A 21,231-nucleotide genomic window follows, 5' to 3' on the forward strand; every position below is an offset into this window, starting at 1 on the left:
TAATAATCTAATTTTCTAAAACATTTGAAATACATGCTAATAAGCTTATCTAAAAATGAAAAAAGATGTTTAAACTTTATCCCTTAATATAAAAAGCGATGTGTTGAACTGAGATTCAGGTATCAATATACCTGTGTACAAGTCTGCAAAATGAACAACAAGACATGACTCTTAAAATAGCAAATGGACTTAACGTTCCGAATATTGATTTATAAAGGAAAATTTATAACAAAATCGCAATAATTGCGGAACGGAAAGTTCGATAAAACCTTTTCATAACTAGGTTTAATGTTATTTTTTCCAAATAACGTGAAATTCACGATCTTCTTCATTATGAGAAATGAGGAATTTGGCAAAAATATCATCCATTTCATCCAGCTCATTGACTAAACCAATCCAGACTTCAGCAAAAGTATCCGGATCGATTAATACCCCGATTTCCTGTTCCCAATCTTCTGAGGTTTCCACAAATTCCACTGCACCACGATCTTCAAATTGAAGGTTAAAGAGTATAATATCCTCCGGATCTAAATTTTCTCCCGCCATTTCCAAGAAAATATCATAAGCAATGTCAATTGCGGCATCAGGATCAAGTTTTTGAAGTTCAGTTGTCATAATTTTGCCTCTTTTTCAATTATCGGCGGTATGATACTGAAATAAAAAGAGCGGTCAAATTTATCTGTATTATGTAGCTGTTACACAAATCTGTTTTTTAGTCAGCCTGTTGGGACACACTGCGTGTGTCTGAATTTTAACCTATTGAAATGATTTAATTTTATAATGAACATATGCAATGTGTCCCTACAAGCTTAATGATGGTGTTCCGGTTTTGGAGGAAGTTTATCCAATCCTTTTCCAACCGGAAGAATTAAGGTTGAATAATTTGCCGATTGCTGACAAATATTTTGATCGGCAAATGGCGTTTTATGAACGACTTTAATTTTCCAAATACCATCGATTAACGGAATGATATTAACTCGCCCCTGACTATCTGTTTTACCGGAAAAGCCTTGAGGTTCACGATGGCCTGTTGCGGCTTCTAAATCTTTCACAATCACGGTATCCGCCGTTGCAATCACAGTTTCTCCCGCTAATGGCATTTCATTATAGAAAACTTGAATAGGGAAGACCTCGCCTGATTTTACTTTACTTGGATCTTTCAATGGAACGATTTCAAGAGGTAATCCTATACGGGTCATTGCCATTTCTGCATTTAAAGGTTGATTTCCCACAGTCAAAAGACTTTTGCCAAACATTTGAGTTTGTTCACAGTAAGTGACATTTGGTGTAGCTTGCATATTATCCATCTTCCAACCTTCAGAATTTTGTGACCAAAACGTTGGTTTATAGGTCGCAGTAATCCAATAATAACCTGATTTTAAAGGTTTTTCAGATTGATATTGATAATTTTCACCTTTTTGTATCAAGGTCTGATGTTCGCCATCTTGGCTGATAATTTCCATTGGTGAAAAAATGTGTAAGCGGGCATCAGGAATTTTTTCAACATAAGGGTAGTCTCCATAAGCAAGCTCTGCTTTTAAAATATTTTCTGCTTTCAGTTGCTGTGGTGCTGAAACCCAGACTTCGTGAGCTTGGACAGAACTGATAAAAAAGGCTAATCCTAAGATCAGGTTTTTTTTCATTATTTTCTCCTTTAAATGAAAATGATTATTAAAAATGGGAGGGAATATAAAGGAAAAATGCAGGATGATCGAGCAATTTCTTCTAAATTTGTGAAATAGATCACAAAAATGCAATCATAGAACATAATGTAAAATGACCGCATTTTTGTATTTGGGAAGAGTTTTACAAACTAAGCGACGGAGCTGGCAAGATTTCCTAAATCTTTATCAATGAGGAATAAGCCTTTACCATCTTCACCAAGAAGGTTTAATTTATCCAGGATACTGCTGAAAAGTTTTTCTTCTTCATGTTGTTCAGCTACATACCATTGTAAGAAATTGAATGCTGAATAATCTTTTTCTTCAAAAGTAAGTCCTACTAACTCATTGATTTTACTGGTAATGAGCTTTTCATGCTCATAAGTAAGCTCAATTACTTCTTTTAATGATTTATATTCGTGTGATGGTGCTTCTATAGCAGAAATGATAGCCAATGCGCCTGTTTCATTTAAATAAGTGAATAATTTACGCATATGTTGCATTTCTTCAGCCGCATGTGCAGATAAAAATTTTGCTGTTCCTTCAAAGCCTTGTTGCTCACACCATGCACTCATTTGAAGATATAAATTAGAAGAATAAAACTCTAAATTCATTTGGTCATTTAACAATTTTACTACGTTTGCTGATAACATTTTATTTCTCCTGTATTACTCTAATGTTGCTAAATCACGATCAATGAAATATAAACCTTTACCATCTTCACCAACAAGGTTGAATTTATCAAGAATACCGCTGAATAATTTTTCTTCTTCGTGCTGTTCAGCAACATACCATTGTAAAAAATTAAAAGTGGAGTAGTCCTTGTTCTCAAAAGTCACTTCAACCAGCTCATTAATTTTTGAGGTGACTAATTTTTCATGCTCAAGTGTAATTTCAAATACTTCCTTCAAAGATTTATAGTCATTTTTAGGCGCCTCAATTCTACCTAAAAGAGGCATACCACTAGTCTCATTGACGTATTGGAATAACTTTTGCATATGTTCTAGTTCTTCATCGGCATGACGAAGTAAAAAGGCAGCAGCACCTTCATAACCATGTTTCGAACACCATGCGCTCATTTGCAAATAAACATTGGAAGAGTAAAACTCTAGATTAATCTGTTCATTCAATTTGTCTGTAATTGCTTGGCTAAGCATAACTAACTCCTTTCCTTATTGATTACTAAAAAATAACTTAACTTCTGGCTCTTATTCTATAAGTTTAAATGAGAATTTTCAAGTTTATTTTTATTTAAATTTTTATAACTTATTAATTTTAAATAAAAAAATAAAAACAATGATTCTCATCAACTGGATTTGAGTAACATCTTATAAATAAGACAACGTCACATTGATTAATTAGTCACACTTTAAAACCTCAGTATTAAATGCCTTGAATTAATAAATGCAAAATTTTTACCTTAAGTAGAGTAATTATTTAAAAGTGATTCACCTCTATTTTATTTAACATAATATGCATTATGCGAAATTAGTTATCAGGTAAGTGAAAACTACGGATTAAGAAAATCACAGACTTATGCACAAGTCACAAATACTACTTAAACAAGACAAATAAAGTGATTTTTAAGCGTTGTAACGGCTTTCTGAAATGTTTTATTGACTATGCTGAATGATTTGTCATCAGAATGTAAAGATTTTTTAGTAGGTTTTATTCGGTTTTTTGTGTGAAACTAAGATTTTTATTTTTCGGCAGGTGCGGCAAACGTTCAGCAATTTTTTAAACTGACAGCACCGCAAGGCGGACAATTTTTCAAATTACATCGAGCAAGGTTTTCGGGCAAATCCGGCCGGTTTGCCCTTCCATTTTTTCACAAGTGAAAAAATAACTAGATAAAAAAGTGCGATCAATTTGAACGCACTTAATTTTTAAATTTGTGACAATGTCATCTTTTAGCCGTGGTTCGGTACGTCCTCACAAGTTCCGGGCGTGCCGAACCACGGCTAAAAAAGATTATCCTTGTCAAATTTACGCATTAAATGGTCTAAATTGACTTCATTTCTACTGTCATTAACGATTCTTGTGTGCATAAGTAAGAGAATGTCTGATTTTTCAAATTTCTTTGACTTGCCAAAAATCCAAGATGGTAAACCAAATGCCGATTGGTCGTTTTTATCCGTTTTTTCTTCACTCAAACCACCTAGAATCACTAAAGAACCATCATTAACATAAACAGTTGAATCAACCAGTCTTTTTAATAATGTTGGCGTATCATTTACACCGGTTTCTGTACGGGCAAAATTGGATAACTCTGACCGTACATTCACTTTGACGCCGTTATCTGTAATAGTTGGTTTGATGTTAAAAATAACACCGGAAGAACGATAATCTATGCTTTTTGTTCTTACACCGTCTTGATAACTTTCTGCACCAAGAACCGGTACATCTGATCCCACGACAAATGAACCGCTTTCACTATCAAGCACTCTAATCACCGGTGAAGAAATCACGTTAAAGCGTGATTCTGTGTCAAATAGGCTAAAAAGTGCGTTCACATCTGATGTTTTTAATGAAATCAGGTTATCTGATGTATTCCCGATTGAAAAATTAAGGGATAGTTTCGATTTTAAAATGTTGGCGAGAATGTTTAGGCCCGATTGATGGTTATCCCCTTTTTTCACTTCTAAAATTCTCGCCGTTACGACTACTTGAGCCGGTTTTATGTCGAGCATTGGCAGCACTTTTTTAACTTTATTTATTGTCTCTTGGTCGGCGTGAACGACAAGCACATCCCCTTTTGAGTTAATTGACCCTTTGAAACGTTGATTTTCATTGACCTCTGATGATGAGGTAATTAATTCACGGATATTATCAGATAGGTATTCAACGCCACGAAAACGAGGTTTATACACGAAACTATGTCCTTTTATCTTGATAATTGGTTCAACGTATTTTAGATAATCAACTCCATTCTTTTTATAAACTTTTATGTTCATGTTGTTGAAATAACGGTTAAAAAAATCCTCTTTGTTTACGTTATCCGTTAAATAAAAAGAAACTTTTTTATTTAATTCAAGCACATTTGGATCAAGCATATAAGGACGATTTAAGAACTCCTCATAAATCATTCCAATGGCTCTTTTTAATTCTAGGTCATCAACTTTTAAACTATCTGCTTTAGCAAAAAATGCCAAGAACAGCGTTAATAATACTACTACTCTAATTTTCATTTTTTACTCTCATTCCAAACACGAAATCTTTTTTTGCATTACCAGAATAAATAGTTACTTTTTCACCATCAACTAAACCTATAAGCCTATTTCCGTCATTAATAAAATTTGATGATAGTTCATATCTAAGATAATTTCCATCTGACAAGATAATCAATTTTTTTCCTTTACGCTCTATATTTCCAACAATACGCCACTTTTCAGATAATTTTGAATTCTCAATCTGTTTTTTATTTTCATTGTATTGCTCAACTCTCCTAATCTTTTTCTCTACTGGTTTATTTTTATTTTTCTCTTGAAATTTTTCTTCAACAATTTCAGATTCTGAAATATTACTTTGATTTGAACCGTTAAAATATTTATATAAATACATTCCACCTATAATTAAAAGAATAATTGAAAGTATAAATCTTCCAATAAAAAATTTATTTTTTAATAAATTTGTTCTGCCATCTATTGATTGCTCTTTTGCATTGTCATTATCATAACTTTTATATAAATTGAATATTTCCGGATCATACTTTGATTGGATTGAATGAATAAGATTTGTTCTAAATGTTTTTGCACTGGCATAAACATCAATACGATAACGATTATTTAATCCAATGGATTTTAATTTCGTCATTTTGAACGTATTTTCTATTCTATCTTTGATAAATCTGGGAATATTGCTGACAGATTGAGAAATGACAACAAGATCACTTGTATTACCTTTTTCATTCACAAAATGGCGGTGTTCTGCAAGAAAACTTTTATGCTCATCTTTGATTTTCTTCGCTTCATCAAAGATTCGCCAAACTTCATCAATACAAATTAAATCACCATTCTTAGCAATAGTTTCGTCATCTGATGAATTTTTATAAGGAAAAAAATTCGATTTTAGAACATCATCATCTTCAACTTTGATAATCTTACCTAATCTTAAGGCTAGATCCCACATAGTTCTCCCTCAAGATCAAAAAAGGGGCTTCCGCCCCTTGTTTTTTATTTAATCATACGAAGAACTGCTCGGGCTCCAGCAATTGCAAGATGTACACCTGCCAAAGCTCCACCGATTGAAAGCACGGCAGTTACAGCAGATGAAAAATCAACACTGCTTGTCATTTGAGAAAAATCTACTGCAAATGCAGTTGAACCGACTAATAATGTACCTAAAACAACAAGAGATTTTTTAATTAACTTGCTCATAATGAAATCCTTAAATTTGTTTAACGTGTGAATTGCTTTATTGCACTAAGAACCGAACCAACACCTAAACCGGTCAAATAAAAAAACACAATGGCACTAAAAGCAAATCCCCAAATTTGAGCAGGTTCATATTGCATTGAATATTCTCCCCACTCGCCTATTTTTGATAACTCCGAAGATTGAAATTTTGTTATTTCTGTCTTTGGAATTTTCAAAAATACATCTTGGCAAACAGATGAATCTGTGTCACAAATCACCGTTGTTAAAATAATTTCATCGTTCGCCATAATCCTTACCACAAGATAAAATAAAGAATTCCGATACCACTAAGAAACCCCAACGTTGAGGCTAAACACATAACTAAGAACTCTTGCATTTTTGCCACCTATTTAACTGGTGTAATGCCATATTGAGGAGCATAAGAAATTGAATAACCATATCTCCCCCCAACTTCCCAAGCGGATAAATTGACATGAATCTCTACATCTTTTAATTTCAAACTGTTTATTTTTTCAATTAACCCATTATTGAAATCATTTTGAGAAATAGAAATTTTTTGGACTTCTTCACTTTTTGAACCAAATTCATTAATTGCAGAAACGCCAATTCCCATTACATGACGATAACGAACTTCACCCGTTTCTCTATTTGTATATTCACTGGATTTATAACCAAGTAAAGTCCCTCTAATGATGATACCGTGTTCCATTTATGCCCCCTTAGGCTGCTAGTTTTAAGTGATGATTCGATCTTTGATACCATTTCGGAATAGTCAAAGGTTTTACTTCAATTTCTCTGGTTGATACCACTTTAACCGGTGAGAATTTAGAAATATCGCATTTATTCGCTATATCAATGCCAATTTTGCGCAATCTTGCACGGTGTACTTTCACTTGAGCTTTTGATAAATCAAAAACTTGACCGTGAGACCACTGTAAAGCATACATTGCTGTTGTATTCGCCGCTTTTACGGTCTCTACTACCCCGCTATTAATTAATGTTTCTGATATAGTTTCAAAATTCATTGCTGTAACCTTTAATTTTTTATCAATATTTAAAAATTCTTTGTTTAATTTTCTTAATCTCGAATAATCACTTAAACCATAAAAATGTAAATTTTCTCGTTGTAAAAACCTTGATTTTAATTTCTGTTCAAACCTTGCTACGCCTTGTTCTTTACAATATTCAATCACTTTGATTAACTGTTGGTATTGTTCGGACTGTTCTCCAAATTTATTTCTTATTTTTGTCAATGAATGTAATTCAAGCTCATATGCTTTGTTGTAAACAGATGGATAAATTAATGAGGCATTCCCCTGTTTACTTAACCAATCCACTGTCTGCCCATTTGTGTGTAATCTTGCAGTTGAATTTCTATAATTGAGGGTTGCGAGTCCACTAATGTAATGTTCGACATTATTTCCGCCGACCGCCCTGTTTTCTGTGATATGTAATTCTTTGATTACAGCACCATCTGAATATTTTTTAGGTTTTGAATTTTCATCTGATTGACCAATCCAAGTTCTTGTGCATTAGTAAAATTGGGTAATCCTAGTTCAGTTAATATTTTGTTGAATACATTGACACAAGCCTCAACAGATGAAGGACCAAATAAATTTTCAACCCGTCCCCATCTACTTGGATTCCCACTCATAGTTAAAGTAGAACCATTAATTTTTATCATCACCGAATCACAAAAACTTCCTTCATGTTTAAAAGTAGGAATTCGGATACCTTCCTGTTGCTCTCCTGTCTCAATATGAACACCGACAAAACCAAAATCCCCAATCAAAGGGACTTGGCAGTCAAAAACTTGTTCAAGTTTAAGCCAATCAAAGAATATGTAACTCAATAACTATTTAACTAATAAAATCATTATAGAGCAATAAAACTAATTAACTCAATAATTATTAAACAAAATAGCTAAAAAGTTATAAAATTTATGAACTAAATCACAAAAAACAGTGGATAAAACTTGAAAACAAAGGTTTTATATGAGAGCTACATACAACATAAAAACAGAGAAAAAACTAAAACTAGAGAAAGCAGCTATTGAACTCAGTGTCAAATTAGGTAAACCATATAAAATGGACTGAAATAATGGAAGTTATGATTGATAACTTTCAAAAAGATGCTTGCGACATCATATTATTGAGAGAATCAGAAAAAAAATAAAAGCGGACTTTGGTGCGGCATTCCGCACTAAAGTTCGGGTGTAACCGCCCTGTTTTCTGTGATATGTAATTCTTTGATTACAGCACCATCTGAATATTTTTTAGGTTTTGAATTTTCATCTGATTGACCAATCCAAGTTCTTGTGCATTTAGTAAAATTGGGTAATCCTAGTTCAGTTAATATTTTGTTGAATACATTGACACAAGCCTCAACAGATGAAGGACCAAATAAATTTTCAACCCGTCCCCATCTACTTGGATTCCCACTCATAGTTAAAGTAGAACCATTAATTTTTATCATCACCGAATCACAAAAACTTCCTTCATGTTTAAAAGTAGGAATTCGGATACCTTCCTGTTGCTCTCCTGTCTCAATATGAACACCGACAAAACCAAAATCCCCAATCAAAGGGACTTGGCAGTCAAAAACTTGTTCAAGTTTAAGCCAATCAAAGAATATGCAACTCAATAACTATTTAACTAATAAAATCATTATAGAGCAATAAAACTAATTAACTCAATAATTATTAAACAAAATAGCTAAAAAGTTATAAAATTTATGAACTAAATCACAAAAAACAGTGGATAAAACTTGAAAACAAAGGTTTTATATGAGAGCTACATACAATATAAAAACAGAGAAAAAACTAAAACTAGAGAAAGCAGCTATTGAACTCAGTGTCAAATTAGGTAAACCTATAAAATGGACTGAAATAATGGAAGTTATGATTGATAACTTTCAAAAAGATGCTTGCGACATCATATTATTGAGAGAATCAGAAAAAAAATAAAAGCGGACTTTGGTGCGGGATTCCGCACTAAAGTTCGGGTGTAACAGAACTCCCGAACTTTTTCGGGCGTTTTTTGAACAGAAATCAATAAGGAAAGAATATGACTTTAACAACCGGTGCAATAGCAATTTTGTTAATTATCTATTTTGGAACAAAATTAGGGATAAAAAAATAAAACCAACAATCGATGACTATTTTCGTCTGTAAAATTTAGGTTTTGGTGCAATCGGACTAAATGCCTTGATAAACTCTTCCTTGTCTATTGGTACACTTGAATTTTTCAACTCCCCCAAGAACGCCGCCAAATGGTCGCAAAGATCAAACCGTGCATTTGATTCTTCTTTCGTGTAAAACCGCTTGGTCTCAAACCTGATCTCAATCGTATCTAGTGTGCAGTAAACTTGATAATCATCTGCTTTAAGTAATCTGACTGCATTCAAAAAATGAATAGGCGTAATGTCCTTTAATGTGATATTTGCCATAAAATCAATGAGTTAATTTCGCATAACGGCGGATTATGTATAAATTCTTGCGCGGTGCGTGCGCTATTATACCGCGCGGCGAATTGTAACATAATCCGCAAAATCATTATGCGAAATTAGTTATCCGGTAAGTGAAAACTACGGATTAAGAAAATCACAGACTTATGCACAAGTCACAGATACTACTTAAACAGGACAAATAAAGTGATTTTTAAGCGTTGTAACGGCTTTCTGAAATGTTTTATTGACTATGCTGAATGATTTGTCATCAGAATGTAAAGATTCTTGGGATTATGTTTTATGAGGAATTAAGATTTTGTTTTTTAGCGGGTTTGAGAAAGATAGAAAGATATTTAGCGATTTTTAAGCGACTTGTTTTTCTATTTGAGTTTGTTACCCACTAAAAAAGCATATTCATCATTGAATATGCTTTTCTTATATTGTTATGTTGTCACGAATTAGCCTAGCAATTTTATGCCATATTCATAAACTTGTTGCAATAAAGCTAAGTTTTCCTGATTATCTGCATTCTCATTAGCAAGACGTTGCAAACTGGCTTCAAAATCAGCTGCACTTTGCTCTAATTTACGTTGTCGATACTTTTGCCACTTAATTTGTTCTGGTCGTGTTAATGTTTTATAAAAATGCCTTGCACGATAATGAAATAATAAATCCGGTATACGTTTATCTTCAAAGGACAAGCCATGTTCAGCCAATTTTTCTGCTGGTAATTGACGTAAAATAGCCATATTATTTTTATCCGCATGACTAAAGAAACCACTATAAAGCTCAGTTTCAACATTATCACTTTGTTCAAATTGACGCTCTTCGATAAATATATCTGCGACTTTTTCTCGAATATCAAAAGATGCACGCAATTTAGCTAAATTTTCTAGACATAATTGGCGATCGATCCCCAAATGTTTCGCATTTTCCGGTAATAATGTTTTAGCCGGAGCAATAATTGGGCATTTGTTAATATGAACCAGTTTTAATGGAACTGATGGGACTCCCCTTTTTTCTAATTCAGATTTTTTAGTATATAAATCATCACGTAATTTATCTGCACTTTTCGCCAATAAATTATCAATATCTCCCATTAAATCACAAACAATGACGGCATTTTGATTTGTTGGATGCCAAGCCAATGGTGCGATCCAAGTACAGTTACCACGATAATTCCCTAACATACCGGAAACATGTACTAATGGGGTCATTTCAGCTGTATTAATGAGCTTTTCTACCTCTTTTTTACCACGATTTTCAAAGAAATATTGGAATAATTTAGGCTGTTTTTCCTTAATGAGCTTCGCCATAGCTATCGTTGCATAGACATCAGCCATCGCATCGTGAGCATTTTCATGCTCAATTCCATTAACTTTTGTAAGATTTTCTAATTTAAAGTTTGGAATCCCCTCTTCATCAAAACACCATTGGATGCCTTCGGGACGAAGTGCGTAACACGCACGTACCACATCCAATAAATCCCAACGGGAATTACCATTTTTCCAACTATACTCGTAAGGATCGATAAAATTGCGGTAAAAGGTATAGCGTGTCATTTCATCATCATAACGAATATTGTTGTAGCCCATCACACAGGTGTTTGGTTGGGAAAATTCGGCAAGAATTTTTTCTGCAAACTCTGGTTCAGCTATTCCCTTTTCATTGCATTCTTGAGGTGTAATACTCGTTACCATTACAGCTTCCGGAGAAGGCAAATAATCGTTTGTTTGCTTACAATAAAGCATTACCGGCTCACCGATAATATTAAAATCCGCATCTGTACGAATACCGGCAAACTGTGCCGGGCGATCTTTTGATGGACTAATGCCAAAGCTTTCATAGTCATAAATAAAAAAGCTAAAATTATTCGCCATACTATTTCTCTTTTATGCCATAATTTTATCTAAATAGTACAAACAGAAAATTGCGCTCAAACTAAATAGAATACCTAGCCCATTGATTTTGCTAATTTTCTCTTTGAAAATGAATGCGCCGGTAATAGTGCCAAGGCAAATGACTCCGATATTCATACCGGCAAAAACTAATGTTGGGTTACTACCAAAACTCTGATGAGCTTTAATATAAAAGAGAATATTAAAGAAATTTAGTACACCTAAAATTACCCCACCGCTGAAGCTCGCCAAAGTCCACTGTACACGTTTCAGAAATAAATAGACAAACATGACGCAAGCAGCAAGTGAAAATGATATAAATAGTGTCGCTGGAAATGCTCCACCACTTTTAGCCACTTGTTTGAATAATATATCAATAATGCCATAGCCAAACCACACACCGATTAACCATAAAACGCCTTTAAAATTAACCGCACTTTGTCCTTGATTTGGTTTTGTTAGTAAACAAAATAGCCCTATAAATGCCAGGATAATCCCGATTATTTTTGATTGACTCAATGTTTCATGGAAAATGAGGAATGCCGCTAAAATAGGCAAGAATAAAGAGAGACGTTGTGCTGCATCTGAACGAACAATACCTGCAAACTCCACGGCTTTTGACATAATAATAAACACGCTAGGTAACAATACCCCTAAGGCTAGAAAAATGGGGGAACTTTCACTCTGTACGATATAATCCGTCAATGTTAGCCCTTTAAAATCCGGTTTTAATAGAAAATAGCTAAGCGTAATTGCCGTAATATAATTAAATGCAATAGCCTGCTCGATAATAATATTTTTTTTACGTGCAATTTTAAGCAATACAGAAACCGCAACACTGCAGAAAATAGCGAGAATGAGATTGTACATTTTGTTCCCTGACTAGTAGTTGATTAAACATTAATAATTTTTTAGAAGAAATAGATATTTTCAAAAAAGTGCGCTCAAAAATACCAGTATTATGTAGCAAATGCACAAAAATAGAAATTTCAACGAACATGTAGGGACACACTGCGTGTGTCCGTTATAAAATCATTTAAATAGGTTAAAATTCGGACACACGCAGTGTGTCCCTACAACTTAACCAAAAAACAGATTTGTGCAACGGCTACAACCGAAAAACACGCTCATTTTTAACCGCACTTGTATTCTACTCTGTTGCACCAAATCCACGTAATCCGACCACATGAACGTGTTCTTGGTTTCCTGAGATTTTCCGTACCAATTTATAGGTTGTGCCTTTTTCAGGGCTAATATTTTCAGGGGCGGCAATCAATAATTGCATATCCAATCGTTCACATAATTCAAATAAAGTGGAAATAGACTTGCCATCAAGACGTGCAGCTTCATCAAGGAAGAGTAAACGACAAGGTATAATGTCTTTGCCTCGAATACGGCGGCTTTCTTCTTCCCAACTTTGTACGACCATTAAGAGAATTGACATACCGGTACCAATTGCTTCCCCGGTGGAAAGTGCACCGCTTTCTGCACGCAACCAACCATCTGCACCACGGAAAACTTCCACTTCTAATTCAAGATAATTGCGATAATCTAACAATTCTTCACCGATAGTTTGCGCAGTTCGTTGTCCCATATCAATATGCGGATTAATGCGTTGATAGAGCTTCGCCATAGCTTCTGAGAAAGTAATACGGTTGTCACTAAATAAATCTTGATATTCATCTTGCTGACCTGAAAGGGCATCAAGCAGCATCGCATGGGTATCACGAATATTTACTACTAAGCGTACGGATTTTACCTGACCGAAGGCAATATTTTGTAACCCTTGATTTAACATACGAATACGATTTTGCTCACGTTGAATCGTTTTACGCATAATATTTGCCACACTTTCGGAATTAATCGCTAGCTTTTTCTCACGCTCGGTAAGTTCCGCTGTTAAACGGGAAAGCTCAATTTCCATTTGTTCAATGGCGTCAATAGGATCATCCGTTTTAATGATATCTTGTCGGATACGTTCGCGTAAGTGTTGATAGACTGCAATAAAGAACTGTACTTTATTTTCCGGCTTGCGGCTATCTTCCGAGGCTCGCAAGCTATCACGTAAATATTCGTTATCCGCAACGGCAGTACGTAATGCGCCCAATGCCTTATCTGATATTGAACGTAATTCGTCGGCAGATAAATAAGCAAGCTCACGACGGTTTAATCGTTTTTCCACATCAGAGTGGCGGGATAAACGTAGCACGACGCACCAACTGACTTTGGCAGCAACAATCAATTCTCGCTGGGTTTTGTAATCACGTTCAGCCTTGCGAATACGGCGGTTAAGATTTTCCGCTTCACTTTCAATTAACGTGAGTTGTTTTTCTACATAAGAACGTTTTTGACGATTAATTGAAAGTTGTTGATGCAATTCATCACGACGAATACGGGCACGCTCCTCTGAGCCTTCATCAGCACGTACTCCTAATTCCCCCACTTCATCCATTAGCTCTTTTAATAACTGATTTTTGCTCTCATAAGAACTTTGTAATCCAATAAACACTTGATTATATTGTGCGAATTGAGCCTGTTTTTGACGAAGCTGTTCACGTTGTGTATCACGTTGCGATTGCATCAATTCTAAACGTTTACGCAATTGCTCATTTAATTCTGAGGTTTCCGTCTGTCCTACATCTTCATAAGCAAAATGATGTTTACGCTGTACGACATCGGCTAATGCAAAAACACGTTGTTGCACTTGTTTTTGACGTTCAATGGCTTGTGCTAATTCATTTTTTAACGTTTCATAATGTTCCGGATCGCTTTGTAACGTGTTAGCTATCGGTTCTAGTTGTGACAACGTCTCACCATATTGACGAATAAATAATTCATCTTGCTCAGCTATATCTAATTGTTCCCGACATTCCTCGATACGATCAACTAAATCTTCATCTGCCAATACGCTTAATTGTGGAATTAATTTATTAAGCAACTGCATTTTTTCTTTTGCATTGTCTAATTGAATACGCAATTGTTGCTCACCGCTACTAAATTGATTTAATTCACGATCAATTTCATTACGCTCACGGTTAATTTCTGCCATTAACGCTTCCGGGTTTGGTTGGAATGCAAGGGCTAAATGTAAACCGACAAATTGGCTAAAATGTTCGTGTAAACGTTGGCATTTTTGCACATCAAAGGCAATTTGTGCGTAATCTTCCGCAATTTCATCACGTTGAACTTGCAATTCTTCCAAACGTTTTTCACGGGCGGCACGACCAAATAATGGGATTTCCGGGAATTTAGAATAACGCAATTCACGTTCAGATACTTGCACCACGACACCAAGCTCAAGCTCCTGTGCGGATAGTACATTATCATCAAAAGCGGTCGGATCACCTTCAATTAAATAAAGATCATCCGGACAATCATCAAGTTTATCTAATTGTTCCCTTACCGAATTTAAATCACGAACTACAATAGCATGTCGTGCCGGGCCGTAAAGTGCGGAAAAATATGGTGCGTCTTCAATCGGCACATCATCATAAAGTTCAGAAAGCAATACCCCGCCGAAACGTTCTGCAAGCGTATTCAAACGCATATCTTCAGAACCGTCCGGTTGGCTTAAACGGGAAATTTGCTCGTCTAATTGTTGGCGTTTTTGTTCAAGTTGATCACGCTGCATCGTCAATTCGCGTTCTTTCACGAGTTGCGCCTGCATAAAATTCATCACATTCTGACTATGTTGAAATGTCTCACCACTTTGTTCCTGTAAACGTTCTAATGCTGCTTGAGCCGTTAACCAAGCGGGCGCTTTACGTGAGTTTTCATCATAAAGTGCGGTTAAATTTTCACGTTTTTGACGAAGTATCGAACGTGTTTCCACTTGTTCGGAAAGTTCTGCTGACAGATCCTCGACCAAGGCCTCTTGCTCGGCATAATATTCTTCTAACTCATCGGCTGTTTCTAAATTTAAATTTGCCCGTTGGTTAAAATCATTCCGTAATTTGACCGCACTTTGCTGTTGAGCATAACGTTGCTCAAGCTCATGTAATTTTCCACGGAATTGTGGGGCTTGCTGAGCTTGTAATTTTTGGCTTGGGTATTCACGCAATAATTCCTTTGCGCTTTCCCAAGCCGCAGAACGAGGCACATCACCCGCAATTTTACAAACGAGCTGATAAGCTTTATCAAATTGAGATTTTGCCGCTTCAGAAATAGACATTTTGTGTTCCAATTCCAACACGGTATCCGTCAAACTTTCGGCGTGAGCAGCAAATTCGGCGTGATAATCGTCCACATTTTTTACACTTAATTCAGCTAAACCACATAAGGTTTTGGCTTTTTCTAATGCCGCAATTGCTTGTTGATACTGCAATGCACGAGTTTGTTGTGCATCAAGGGCCTGTTGATAATCGGCAAGTTGTGTACGGACTGAATCAATTTCAATTTCTGTTTGTTCAAATTGGGCTTGGCTTTCTTCCAAGGCTTCATTCGCATTTTCTACAACGATTTTCTGTTCTTCTAAACGTTCTGAAAGTGCGGTAACATCTTCTTGATAACGGGAAATCTTTTCTTGATGGCGCAAAGCATTCAATACAAGATTTAAATGATCTACGGCACTTTGATGATCGACTTCTAAAGTTCGTTCATTTTCTGCCAATTCTGCCGCTTCCCGACTTAAATCAATTAAACGATGTTGTGATAAATCCTGCTCTGCCTTAGCTTTGTACCATTCACGGCGAGATCCCAATGCTACTCCAATATTGCCACGGCGTTCGTTGGCATTACGCATATAATCCGATGCCACATAATTGGTCGTTTCGGTGATTAAATGCTTGAATAAATCACGATCGGATTGGGTAACCTTAATAGCTTCCAAGGTCATACGGTTTTCACGCAACGCACTTTCCATATCTTGGAAGGCTTTGCGTACCCCTAGATTTTCCGGCAATAAATAATCACGTAAAGAACGGGTGATCGCACTTGAAATACCGCCGTACAAGGAGGCTTCGATAAGTTTATAGAATTTGCTGCGATCTGAGGCGGAACGTAAACGTTTTGGAATAATGCCCAAATCAAACATCATACCGTGATAATCGGTGATGGAATGGTACTGTTTAAACTGAGCGCCTAAATTCTCAATTTTATCTTTGAGTTCGTTTAAATTCAGCACACGAGCTTGACGCTCCCCCACGGTTTCCGTGAAAAGTGCGGTCGGATTTTGAGATAATTCTACACCTTGAAGGGAGAAGGTTTTTAAATCGACTTTTTTATCCCGTCCGGCGACCTGCTGTAAACGAACCCCGACAAGAACACGCTGATGACGGGAATTAATGGTATCCAATACAGCGTAACAAACGCCCGGGCGTAATTTCCCATGCAACCCTTTATCACGCGATCCGCCTGTCGAACCTGCCTCCGTAGTATTTCGGAAATGAAGTAAGGTTAAATCAGGAATTAAAGCAGTGACAAACCCTGCCATCGTGGTTGATTTCCCTGCCCCGTTACCACCGGAAAGCGTAGTAACCAATTCATCTAAATCAAAAGTTCGGGCAAAAAAGCCGTTCCAGTTGATTAAGGTTAAAGAACGAAATTTTCCTCGTTCTACGTCATTTTGTATCTGAGAAAAAGGTGTCGATATAAGATGACTATCTGCTGTTTCAGTGCTGATTTCACTTGATTCGTTTTCTAACCCGATTTCATTTTCTAATTCTAAAACATCAGACATTATGCTTGTTCTCCATCAAATTCTTCGTCAATTTCACCCGCACTTTCCGCTTCTTGTTCGGTTAATTGTACCTGTTTTTCCAAGGCGAGAGATTCAGGTGTAGCCGCCTCTCCATCACGAATTAATCGTACTTGTGCTTCCAATGGGTCATCACCGGAACGGATTTCCGCACCGAAACGGAACACCGATTCAGAGATGGTAAATTTACCGCTATTTTGCTCCCCTACAGTTTGAATCATCCCTAAACGACGTAATCTACCTATCGCAGCCCTGACTTTTTCAGCAAGTTTTTGTTTATCCAAATCAGAACCTGTCGAACGTTGGTTTACCGCCTTCAATAATTTACTTTCATCAGCCAAATTTAATAATTCATCATATACTTCTTGGGTACTAAAAATCCCCTGCTGTGCCAAACGTTCCGGGCTTAAATAGAGATAACACAAAACTTTCCCCACTAACATTTCCAATTCGGACAATACAGAACGGGCAATTAAAGTTGTTGCCTTAGGACGTAAATAGAAAAAGCCTTCAGGCGCACGAATCAGCTCTACATTATAGCGGCGATAAAAACCGTCTAGCTCATTTTGGAAATCCATTAAAAAGGCGTGATTATCAAGTTGTTCCGTGCTGATATGGCGACCTGAACGCAAAAGGCTATCTACTGTCGGAAATAAGGGATTCGCAATTGCCGTTGCAAGTTTTGGGGAAATTACATCTTGAAGATTATCTGTCATAGTTTATTTCTCTTACTTTTTATACTCTGTCCCAAGGATGATCAAATTTCTTTTAAAATTGACCGCACTTTAATACTTATCAATCACGTGAGCCTGTACCTCTGCACCCTGCTCATTAATTTCTTTCCAATTCGGATAAACGCCTGATAAATCATCGTTTGCTATTCCTAAACGCACCGCCTGATCCACAATAATACGCGCCACATCAAAATGGCGGGAAAGCGGATAATTATCAAGTTGTTCTTTGAGAACTACGCTCAAGTCTATCGGACGATTATTTTCTCGGTATTGAATCAGCAAGTTTTGCATATGATCGACAATCTGATCATGTAAATCTGACAGGGATTCGTATTGCAACGCTTCCGGTAATTCACCCAACGCATCATCTTCACGTAGTACCATGTCTTCATCACGCAAATCAACGAGGCGATCCGCTTGTGCCGTCCATAAAAACCAAGGGTGATCAAAATAATGGTGAATAGAATGACGTAAACGCTGTGAAAAGACCCGATTTTTATCCATATCAATGGCAGTACGGATAAATTTATGTACGTGACGATCATAGCCAATCCACAAATCAATGGCTTGTTGTCCCCAACTTATAATTCGGTCAAGTTTCGATTGCAAATCGGTAATTAATTGATCAATAAAATACAAATCATCACGCCCAATCACACAATCTTGAATCCGCAATAATTGTGCTTGCAATTTATCGCCGGCGGCATTTAAGGTATCTTGTAATTCACGTAAGTTACCTGATGTTTCATCCAACAAACGTTCACAGCTTGAAATTGCCGCTTGCCAATCTTTGCTTAATAGCTCGGCAATTTCTTCTTTAATACTTTGCTGATTCTCATCCATGATACGTTGTGAAAGATCAATGCTATCAAAGATTTCTGCAACGGAATATTTCAACGGCGCAAAAACATTTTTACGCCAATAATGCTCGCTTTCATTATTTTGAGCGCCTTCCTCAGCAGAATTTGATGCCCGTTGTATTTCATCAGCCACAATAGAAAGTTGCACGGAAAGGCGTAACGTAGAAAATTCACGTTGGCGAATATAATAATCGGACACGCCTACGCCGAGCGGTGTAAGACGATAAATCGCCAAACCTTCGGTAAACTCGCTACTAAAACGATTTAATAAACGTTGTTTAACCAGCTCATTGATGGCGTTATTGGCACGAGTGGCAATGGCATCGGTAGATTGATCAAAGGCATTGATGGTATGGCGAAAAATATCCACAAGATCGGCTTCTAACATCTCGCCGTCTAATCGTTCATTGTTATAAATGGCAATCGCCAACAGAAATACCAAACGCTCGGTGGGTAAATTCAGTGAAAACTCGCGTTCTTTCGCCCAAGAGACGAGTTCTGGGATGGTCTGTGATGTTTCAATCATTGAAATGATAAGACGTTAAAATTGAATAAAAATTGAGGCGATTATACAGGTTTTTTTACAAATCTTGAAAATCTTCTTTTTAATTGACCGCACTTTTACTATTTTCACGTATAATGCGCACTTTCCATAAGTGAGCAAAACAGAATGATCGAATTAACCCAAAAAGAAAAAAAACAAAGTTATAATTTTAATAAATTACAAAAACGTTTACGCCGTAATGTGGGAAATGCCATTGCAGATTTCGGTATGATAGAAAATGGCGACAAAGTGATGGTGTGCTTATCCGGCGGAAAAGACAGCTATACGCTTTTAGATATTTTGTTAAATTTACAACAAAGCGCACCGGTTAAGTTTGATATTGTGGCAGTGAATCTTGACCAAAAACAGCCGGGTTTTCCGGAACATGTTCTGCCGACTTATTTAGAAAGCGTTGGCGTAGATTACAAAATCGTGCAAGAAAATACCTATGGCATTGTAAAAGAAAAAATTCCGGAAGGGAAAACCACTTGTTCACTCTGCTCCCGCCTACGCCGTGGTATTCTCTACCGTACGGCAACAGAATTAGGCGCGACAAAAATCGCCCTTGGGCATCATCGTGACGATATGCTGGCGACACTTTTCTTGAATATGTTCTACGGCGGAAAATTAAAATCAATGCCGCCTAAATTAATTTCAGATGACGGCAAACATATTGTGATTCGCCCTTTAGCCTACTGTAAAGAAAAAGATATTGAGAAATACGCTGTTGCGAAAGGATTTCCAATTATTCCGTGTAATTTGTGCGGTTCTCAGCCCAATTTGCAACGTCAAGTGGTGAAAGAAATGCTGAATACTTGGGATCGTCAATATCCGGGACGTTTAGAAACGATGTTTAGCGCCATGCAAAACATCACGTTGTCACATTTGTGCGACCCAAAACTCTTTGATTTTAAAGATATTCGGTACGGACAATTATTAGAAGGCATTGAAGGCGACACAGCATTTGATGAAGAACAAATCACGCCAATGAGATTTGAAAATGAAGAACAGAGTGATTTTTCTAACAATGAAATGATTAGTATTAAAGAAGTTGGCTGATATGTTGAAGATAAATGGAGAAATATTAGAAACGGATAATGCCGGCTATCTATTGGATAGTAAACAATGGAATGAGGAAATAGCCCGTGCAATCGCAGAGCAAGAGCAACTTGAACTCACCCCAGCTCATTGGGAAGTGATTTATTTTGTGCGGGATTTTTATCAAGAATACAATACCTCCCCTGCTATCCGTATGTTGGTAAAAGCGATGGCTGAAAAATTGGGCGAAGATAAAGGCAACAGTCGCTATTTACAACGCTTATTCCCTGAAGGACCGGCAAAACAAGCAACAAAATTAGCCGGCTTGCCAAAACCGGCAAAATGTTTATAAATGCTTTGATTAACCGCATTTAAAAAGTGCGGTTATTTTTTACTCATTTAATTTGTCGAAGTATTTTGTTCTTCACAATGCAAATGAGGACTTTCCTTTGGAAAATAAAATTTTCTCTCAAACAAATGTGGTTGATTATTTCAATCTTACTTTTCTTCCCCTCTGAATTTTTTATTTCAAATTATGTTTGCAAGCATTTTTTCCTCAAAAAGCATAATTATTGTTAAACCATTCTTAAACTTGACTTTTTAGAAAAAATCATTATAGTTATATTTATATTTTCAACTAAAAGTAAAAAATGTAAATGAAGGAGGAAAATGACAAATCAACGTTTTATTACAATTTTGGGCTGGATTGCTACCTTCACCGCAGTTTGTATGTACGTTTCTTACTTAGAACAAATAAACTTAAATCTTTCAGGGCAAAAAGGTGGTATTCTGCAACCCTTAGCAACGGTGGTGAATTGTAGTCTATGGGTTGCCTACGGACTATTTAAACAAAAACGAGATTTACCCGTAGCCCTAGCAAATACTCCTGGCGTCATACTAGGTTTGATCGCTTTTTTTACTGCTCTCTAGTTAAAAATTTAATGAGAAAAACGACCGCACTTTTGCGGTCTTTGTTTT

At 36.2% G+C, this 21,231-nt stretch carries 22 protein-coding genes; 4 read left to right on the plus strand and 18 right to left on the minus strand.

The annotated features are described in order from the left end of the window. Nucleotides 1-291 precede the first annotated feature (291 nt). From E4T92_RS02620 to E4T92_RS02680, 12 genes are all read right to left on the minus strand, one after another. Nucleotides 292-615, minus strand: coding sequence for an HI1450 family dsDNA-mimic protein (locus E4T92_RS02620; protein WP_135093321.1), 324 nt, complete (start codon nt 613-615; stop codon nt 292-294). Between the two features lie 194 nt (nt 616-809). Further along, the gene (locus E4T92_RS02625) at nt 810-1,643 is read right to left on the minus strand and encodes a DUF4198 domain-containing protein (protein WP_135093322.1); all 834 of its coding nucleotides are present in this window, start codon (nt 1,641-1,643) and stop codon (nt 810-812) included. Nucleotides 1,644-1,813: 170 nt separating this feature from the next. Next, nucleotides 1,814-2,314, minus strand: a complete 501-nt coding sequence (gene ftnA / locus E4T92_RS02630) for a non-heme ferritin (protein WP_077540742.1) — start codon at nt 2,312-2,314, stop codon at nt 1,814-1,816. A gap of 15 nt (nt 2,315-2,329) precedes the next feature. After that, nucleotides 2,330-2,818 (minus strand): non-heme ferritin, encoded by a 489-nt coding sequence (ftnA, locus tag E4T92_RS02635; RefSeq protein ID WP_077540744.1) that lies wholly within the window; start codon nt 2,816-2,818, stop codon nt 2,330-2,332. 804 nt (nt 2,819-3,622) lie between these two features. After that, on the minus strand, nt 3,623-4,849 hold the full coding sequence (locus tag E4T92_RS02640) for a type II secretion system protein GspD (protein ID WP_135093323.1): 1,227 nt from the start codon (nt 4,847-4,849) through the stop codon (nt 3,623-3,625). After that, nucleotides 4,839-5,789, minus strand: a complete 951-nt coding sequence (locus E4T92_RS02645; protein WP_135093324.1) for a zonular occludens toxin domain-containing protein — start codon at nt 5,787-5,789, stop codon at nt 4,839-4,841. Before E4T92_RS02645 ends, E4T92_RS02640 begins: the two co-directional genes overlap by 11 nt. Nucleotides 5,790-5,833: 44 nt before the next feature. Further along, nucleotides 5,834-6,037: a major capsid protein gene (locus tag E4T92_RS02650; protein ID WP_135093325.1), complete on the minus strand. Its 204-nt coding sequence runs from the start codon at nt 6,035-6,037 to the stop codon at nt 5,834-5,836. Nucleotides 6,038-6,057: 20 nt separating this feature from the next. Then, nucleotides 6,058-6,324 (minus strand): hypothetical protein, encoded by a 267-nt coding sequence (locus E4T92_RS02655; protein ID WP_135093326.1) that lies wholly within the window; start codon nt 6,322-6,324, stop codon nt 6,058-6,060. A 98-nt stretch (nt 6,325-6,422) separates the two neighbouring features. Beyond that, nucleotides 6,423-6,746, minus strand: coding sequence for a DNA-binding protein (locus E4T92_RS02660; protein ID WP_135093327.1), 324 nt, complete (start codon nt 6,744-6,746; stop codon nt 6,423-6,425). Nucleotides 6,747-6,756: 10 nt separating this feature from the next. Beyond that, complete coding sequence (locus tag E4T92_RS11145) at nt 6,757-7,374, minus strand: phage/plasmid replication protein (RefSeq protein ID WP_135093328.1); 618 nt, start codon at nt 7,372-7,374, stop codon at nt 6,757-6,759. 125 nt (nt 7,375-7,499) lie between these two features. After that, the gene (locus E4T92_RS11150) at nt 7,500-7,889 is read right to left on the minus strand and encodes a hypothetical protein (RefSeq protein WP_135093329.1); all 390 of its coding nucleotides are present in this window, start codon (nt 7,887-7,889) and stop codon (nt 7,500-7,502) included. A 350-nt stretch (nt 7,890-8,239) separates the two neighbouring features. After that, nucleotides 8,240-8,680, minus strand: a complete 441-nt coding sequence (locus E4T92_RS02680) for a hypothetical protein (RefSeq protein WP_135093330.1) — start codon at nt 8,678-8,680, stop codon at nt 8,240-8,242. 142 nt (nt 8,681-8,822) lie between these two features. On the opposite strand from E4T92_RS02680, the gene E4T92_RS02685 reads away from it, so the two are divergent. Beyond that, entirely contained in the window at nt 8,823-9,002 is a 180-nt protein-coding gene (locus tag E4T92_RS02685; RefSeq protein WP_135093331.1) for a hypothetical protein, read from the plus strand. Nucleotides 9,003-9,193: 191 nt separating this feature from the next. Here the strand turns inward: E4T92_RS02685 and E4T92_RS02690 are convergent, their stop codons facing one another. From E4T92_RS02690 to mukF, 6 genes are all read right to left on the minus strand, one after another. Further along, on the minus strand, nt 9,194-9,484 hold the full coding sequence (locus E4T92_RS02690) for a hypothetical protein (protein WP_135093332.1): 291 nt from the start codon (nt 9,482-9,484) through the stop codon (nt 9,194-9,196). Nucleotides 9,485-9,942: 458 nt separating this feature from the next. After that, complete coding sequence (sbcB, locus tag E4T92_RS02695; RefSeq protein WP_135093333.1) at nt 9,943-11,364, minus strand: exodeoxyribonuclease I; 1,422 nt, start codon at nt 11,362-11,364, stop codon at nt 9,943-9,945. 12 nt (nt 11,365-11,376) lie between these two features. Then, on the minus strand, nt 11,377-12,252 hold the full coding sequence (locus E4T92_RS02700; protein ID WP_135093334.1) for an EamA/RhaT family transporter: 876 nt from the start codon (nt 12,250-12,252) through the stop codon (nt 11,377-11,379). A 280-nt stretch (nt 12,253-12,532) separates the two neighbouring features. After that, entirely contained in the window at nt 12,533-17,059 is a 4,527-nt protein-coding gene (mukB, locus tag E4T92_RS02705; protein ID WP_135093335.1) for a chromosome partition protein MukB, read from the minus strand. Continuing rightward, on the minus strand, nt 17,059-17,793 hold the full coding sequence (gene mukE, locus E4T92_RS02710) for a chromosome partition protein MukE (RefSeq protein ID WP_135093336.1): 735 nt from the start codon (nt 17,791-17,793) through the stop codon (nt 17,059-17,061). Before mukE ends, mukB begins: the two co-directional genes overlap by 1 nt. 69 nt (nt 17,794-17,862) lie before the next feature. After that, a complete protein-coding gene (mukF, locus tag E4T92_RS02715) occupies nt 17,863-19,197 on the minus strand; it encodes a chromosome partition protein MukF (protein WP_135093337.1) in 1,335 nt (444 codons plus the stop codon). Between the two features lie 144 nt (nt 19,198-19,341). Here mukF and ttcA point away from each other — a divergent pair, with 144 nt between their 5' ends. From ttcA to E4T92_RS02730, 3 genes are all read left to right on the plus strand, one after another. Next, nucleotides 19,342-20,274, plus strand: coding sequence for a tRNA 2-thiocytidine(32) synthetase TtcA (ttcA, locus tag E4T92_RS02720; protein WP_135093338.1), 933 nt, complete (start codon nt 19,342-19,344; stop codon nt 20,272-20,274). A gap of 1 nt (nt 20,275) precedes the next feature. Next, nucleotides 20,276-20,605, plus strand: a complete 330-nt coding sequence (locus tag E4T92_RS02725; protein ID WP_135093339.1) for a TusE/DsrC/DsvC family sulfur relay protein — start codon at nt 20,276-20,278, stop codon at nt 20,603-20,605. 317 nt (nt 20,606-20,922) lie between these two features. Further along, a complete protein-coding gene (locus tag E4T92_RS02730) occupies nt 20,923-21,183 on the plus strand; it encodes a SemiSWEET family transporter (protein ID WP_135093340.1) in 261 nt (86 codons plus the stop codon). Nucleotides 21,184-21,231: the final 48 nt, after the last annotated feature.

This window comes from Pasteurella sp. WM03, from assembly GCF_004570945.1.
Classification (GTDB): domain Bacteria; phylum Pseudomonadota; class Gammaproteobacteria; order Enterobacterales; family Pasteurellaceae; genus Rodentibacter.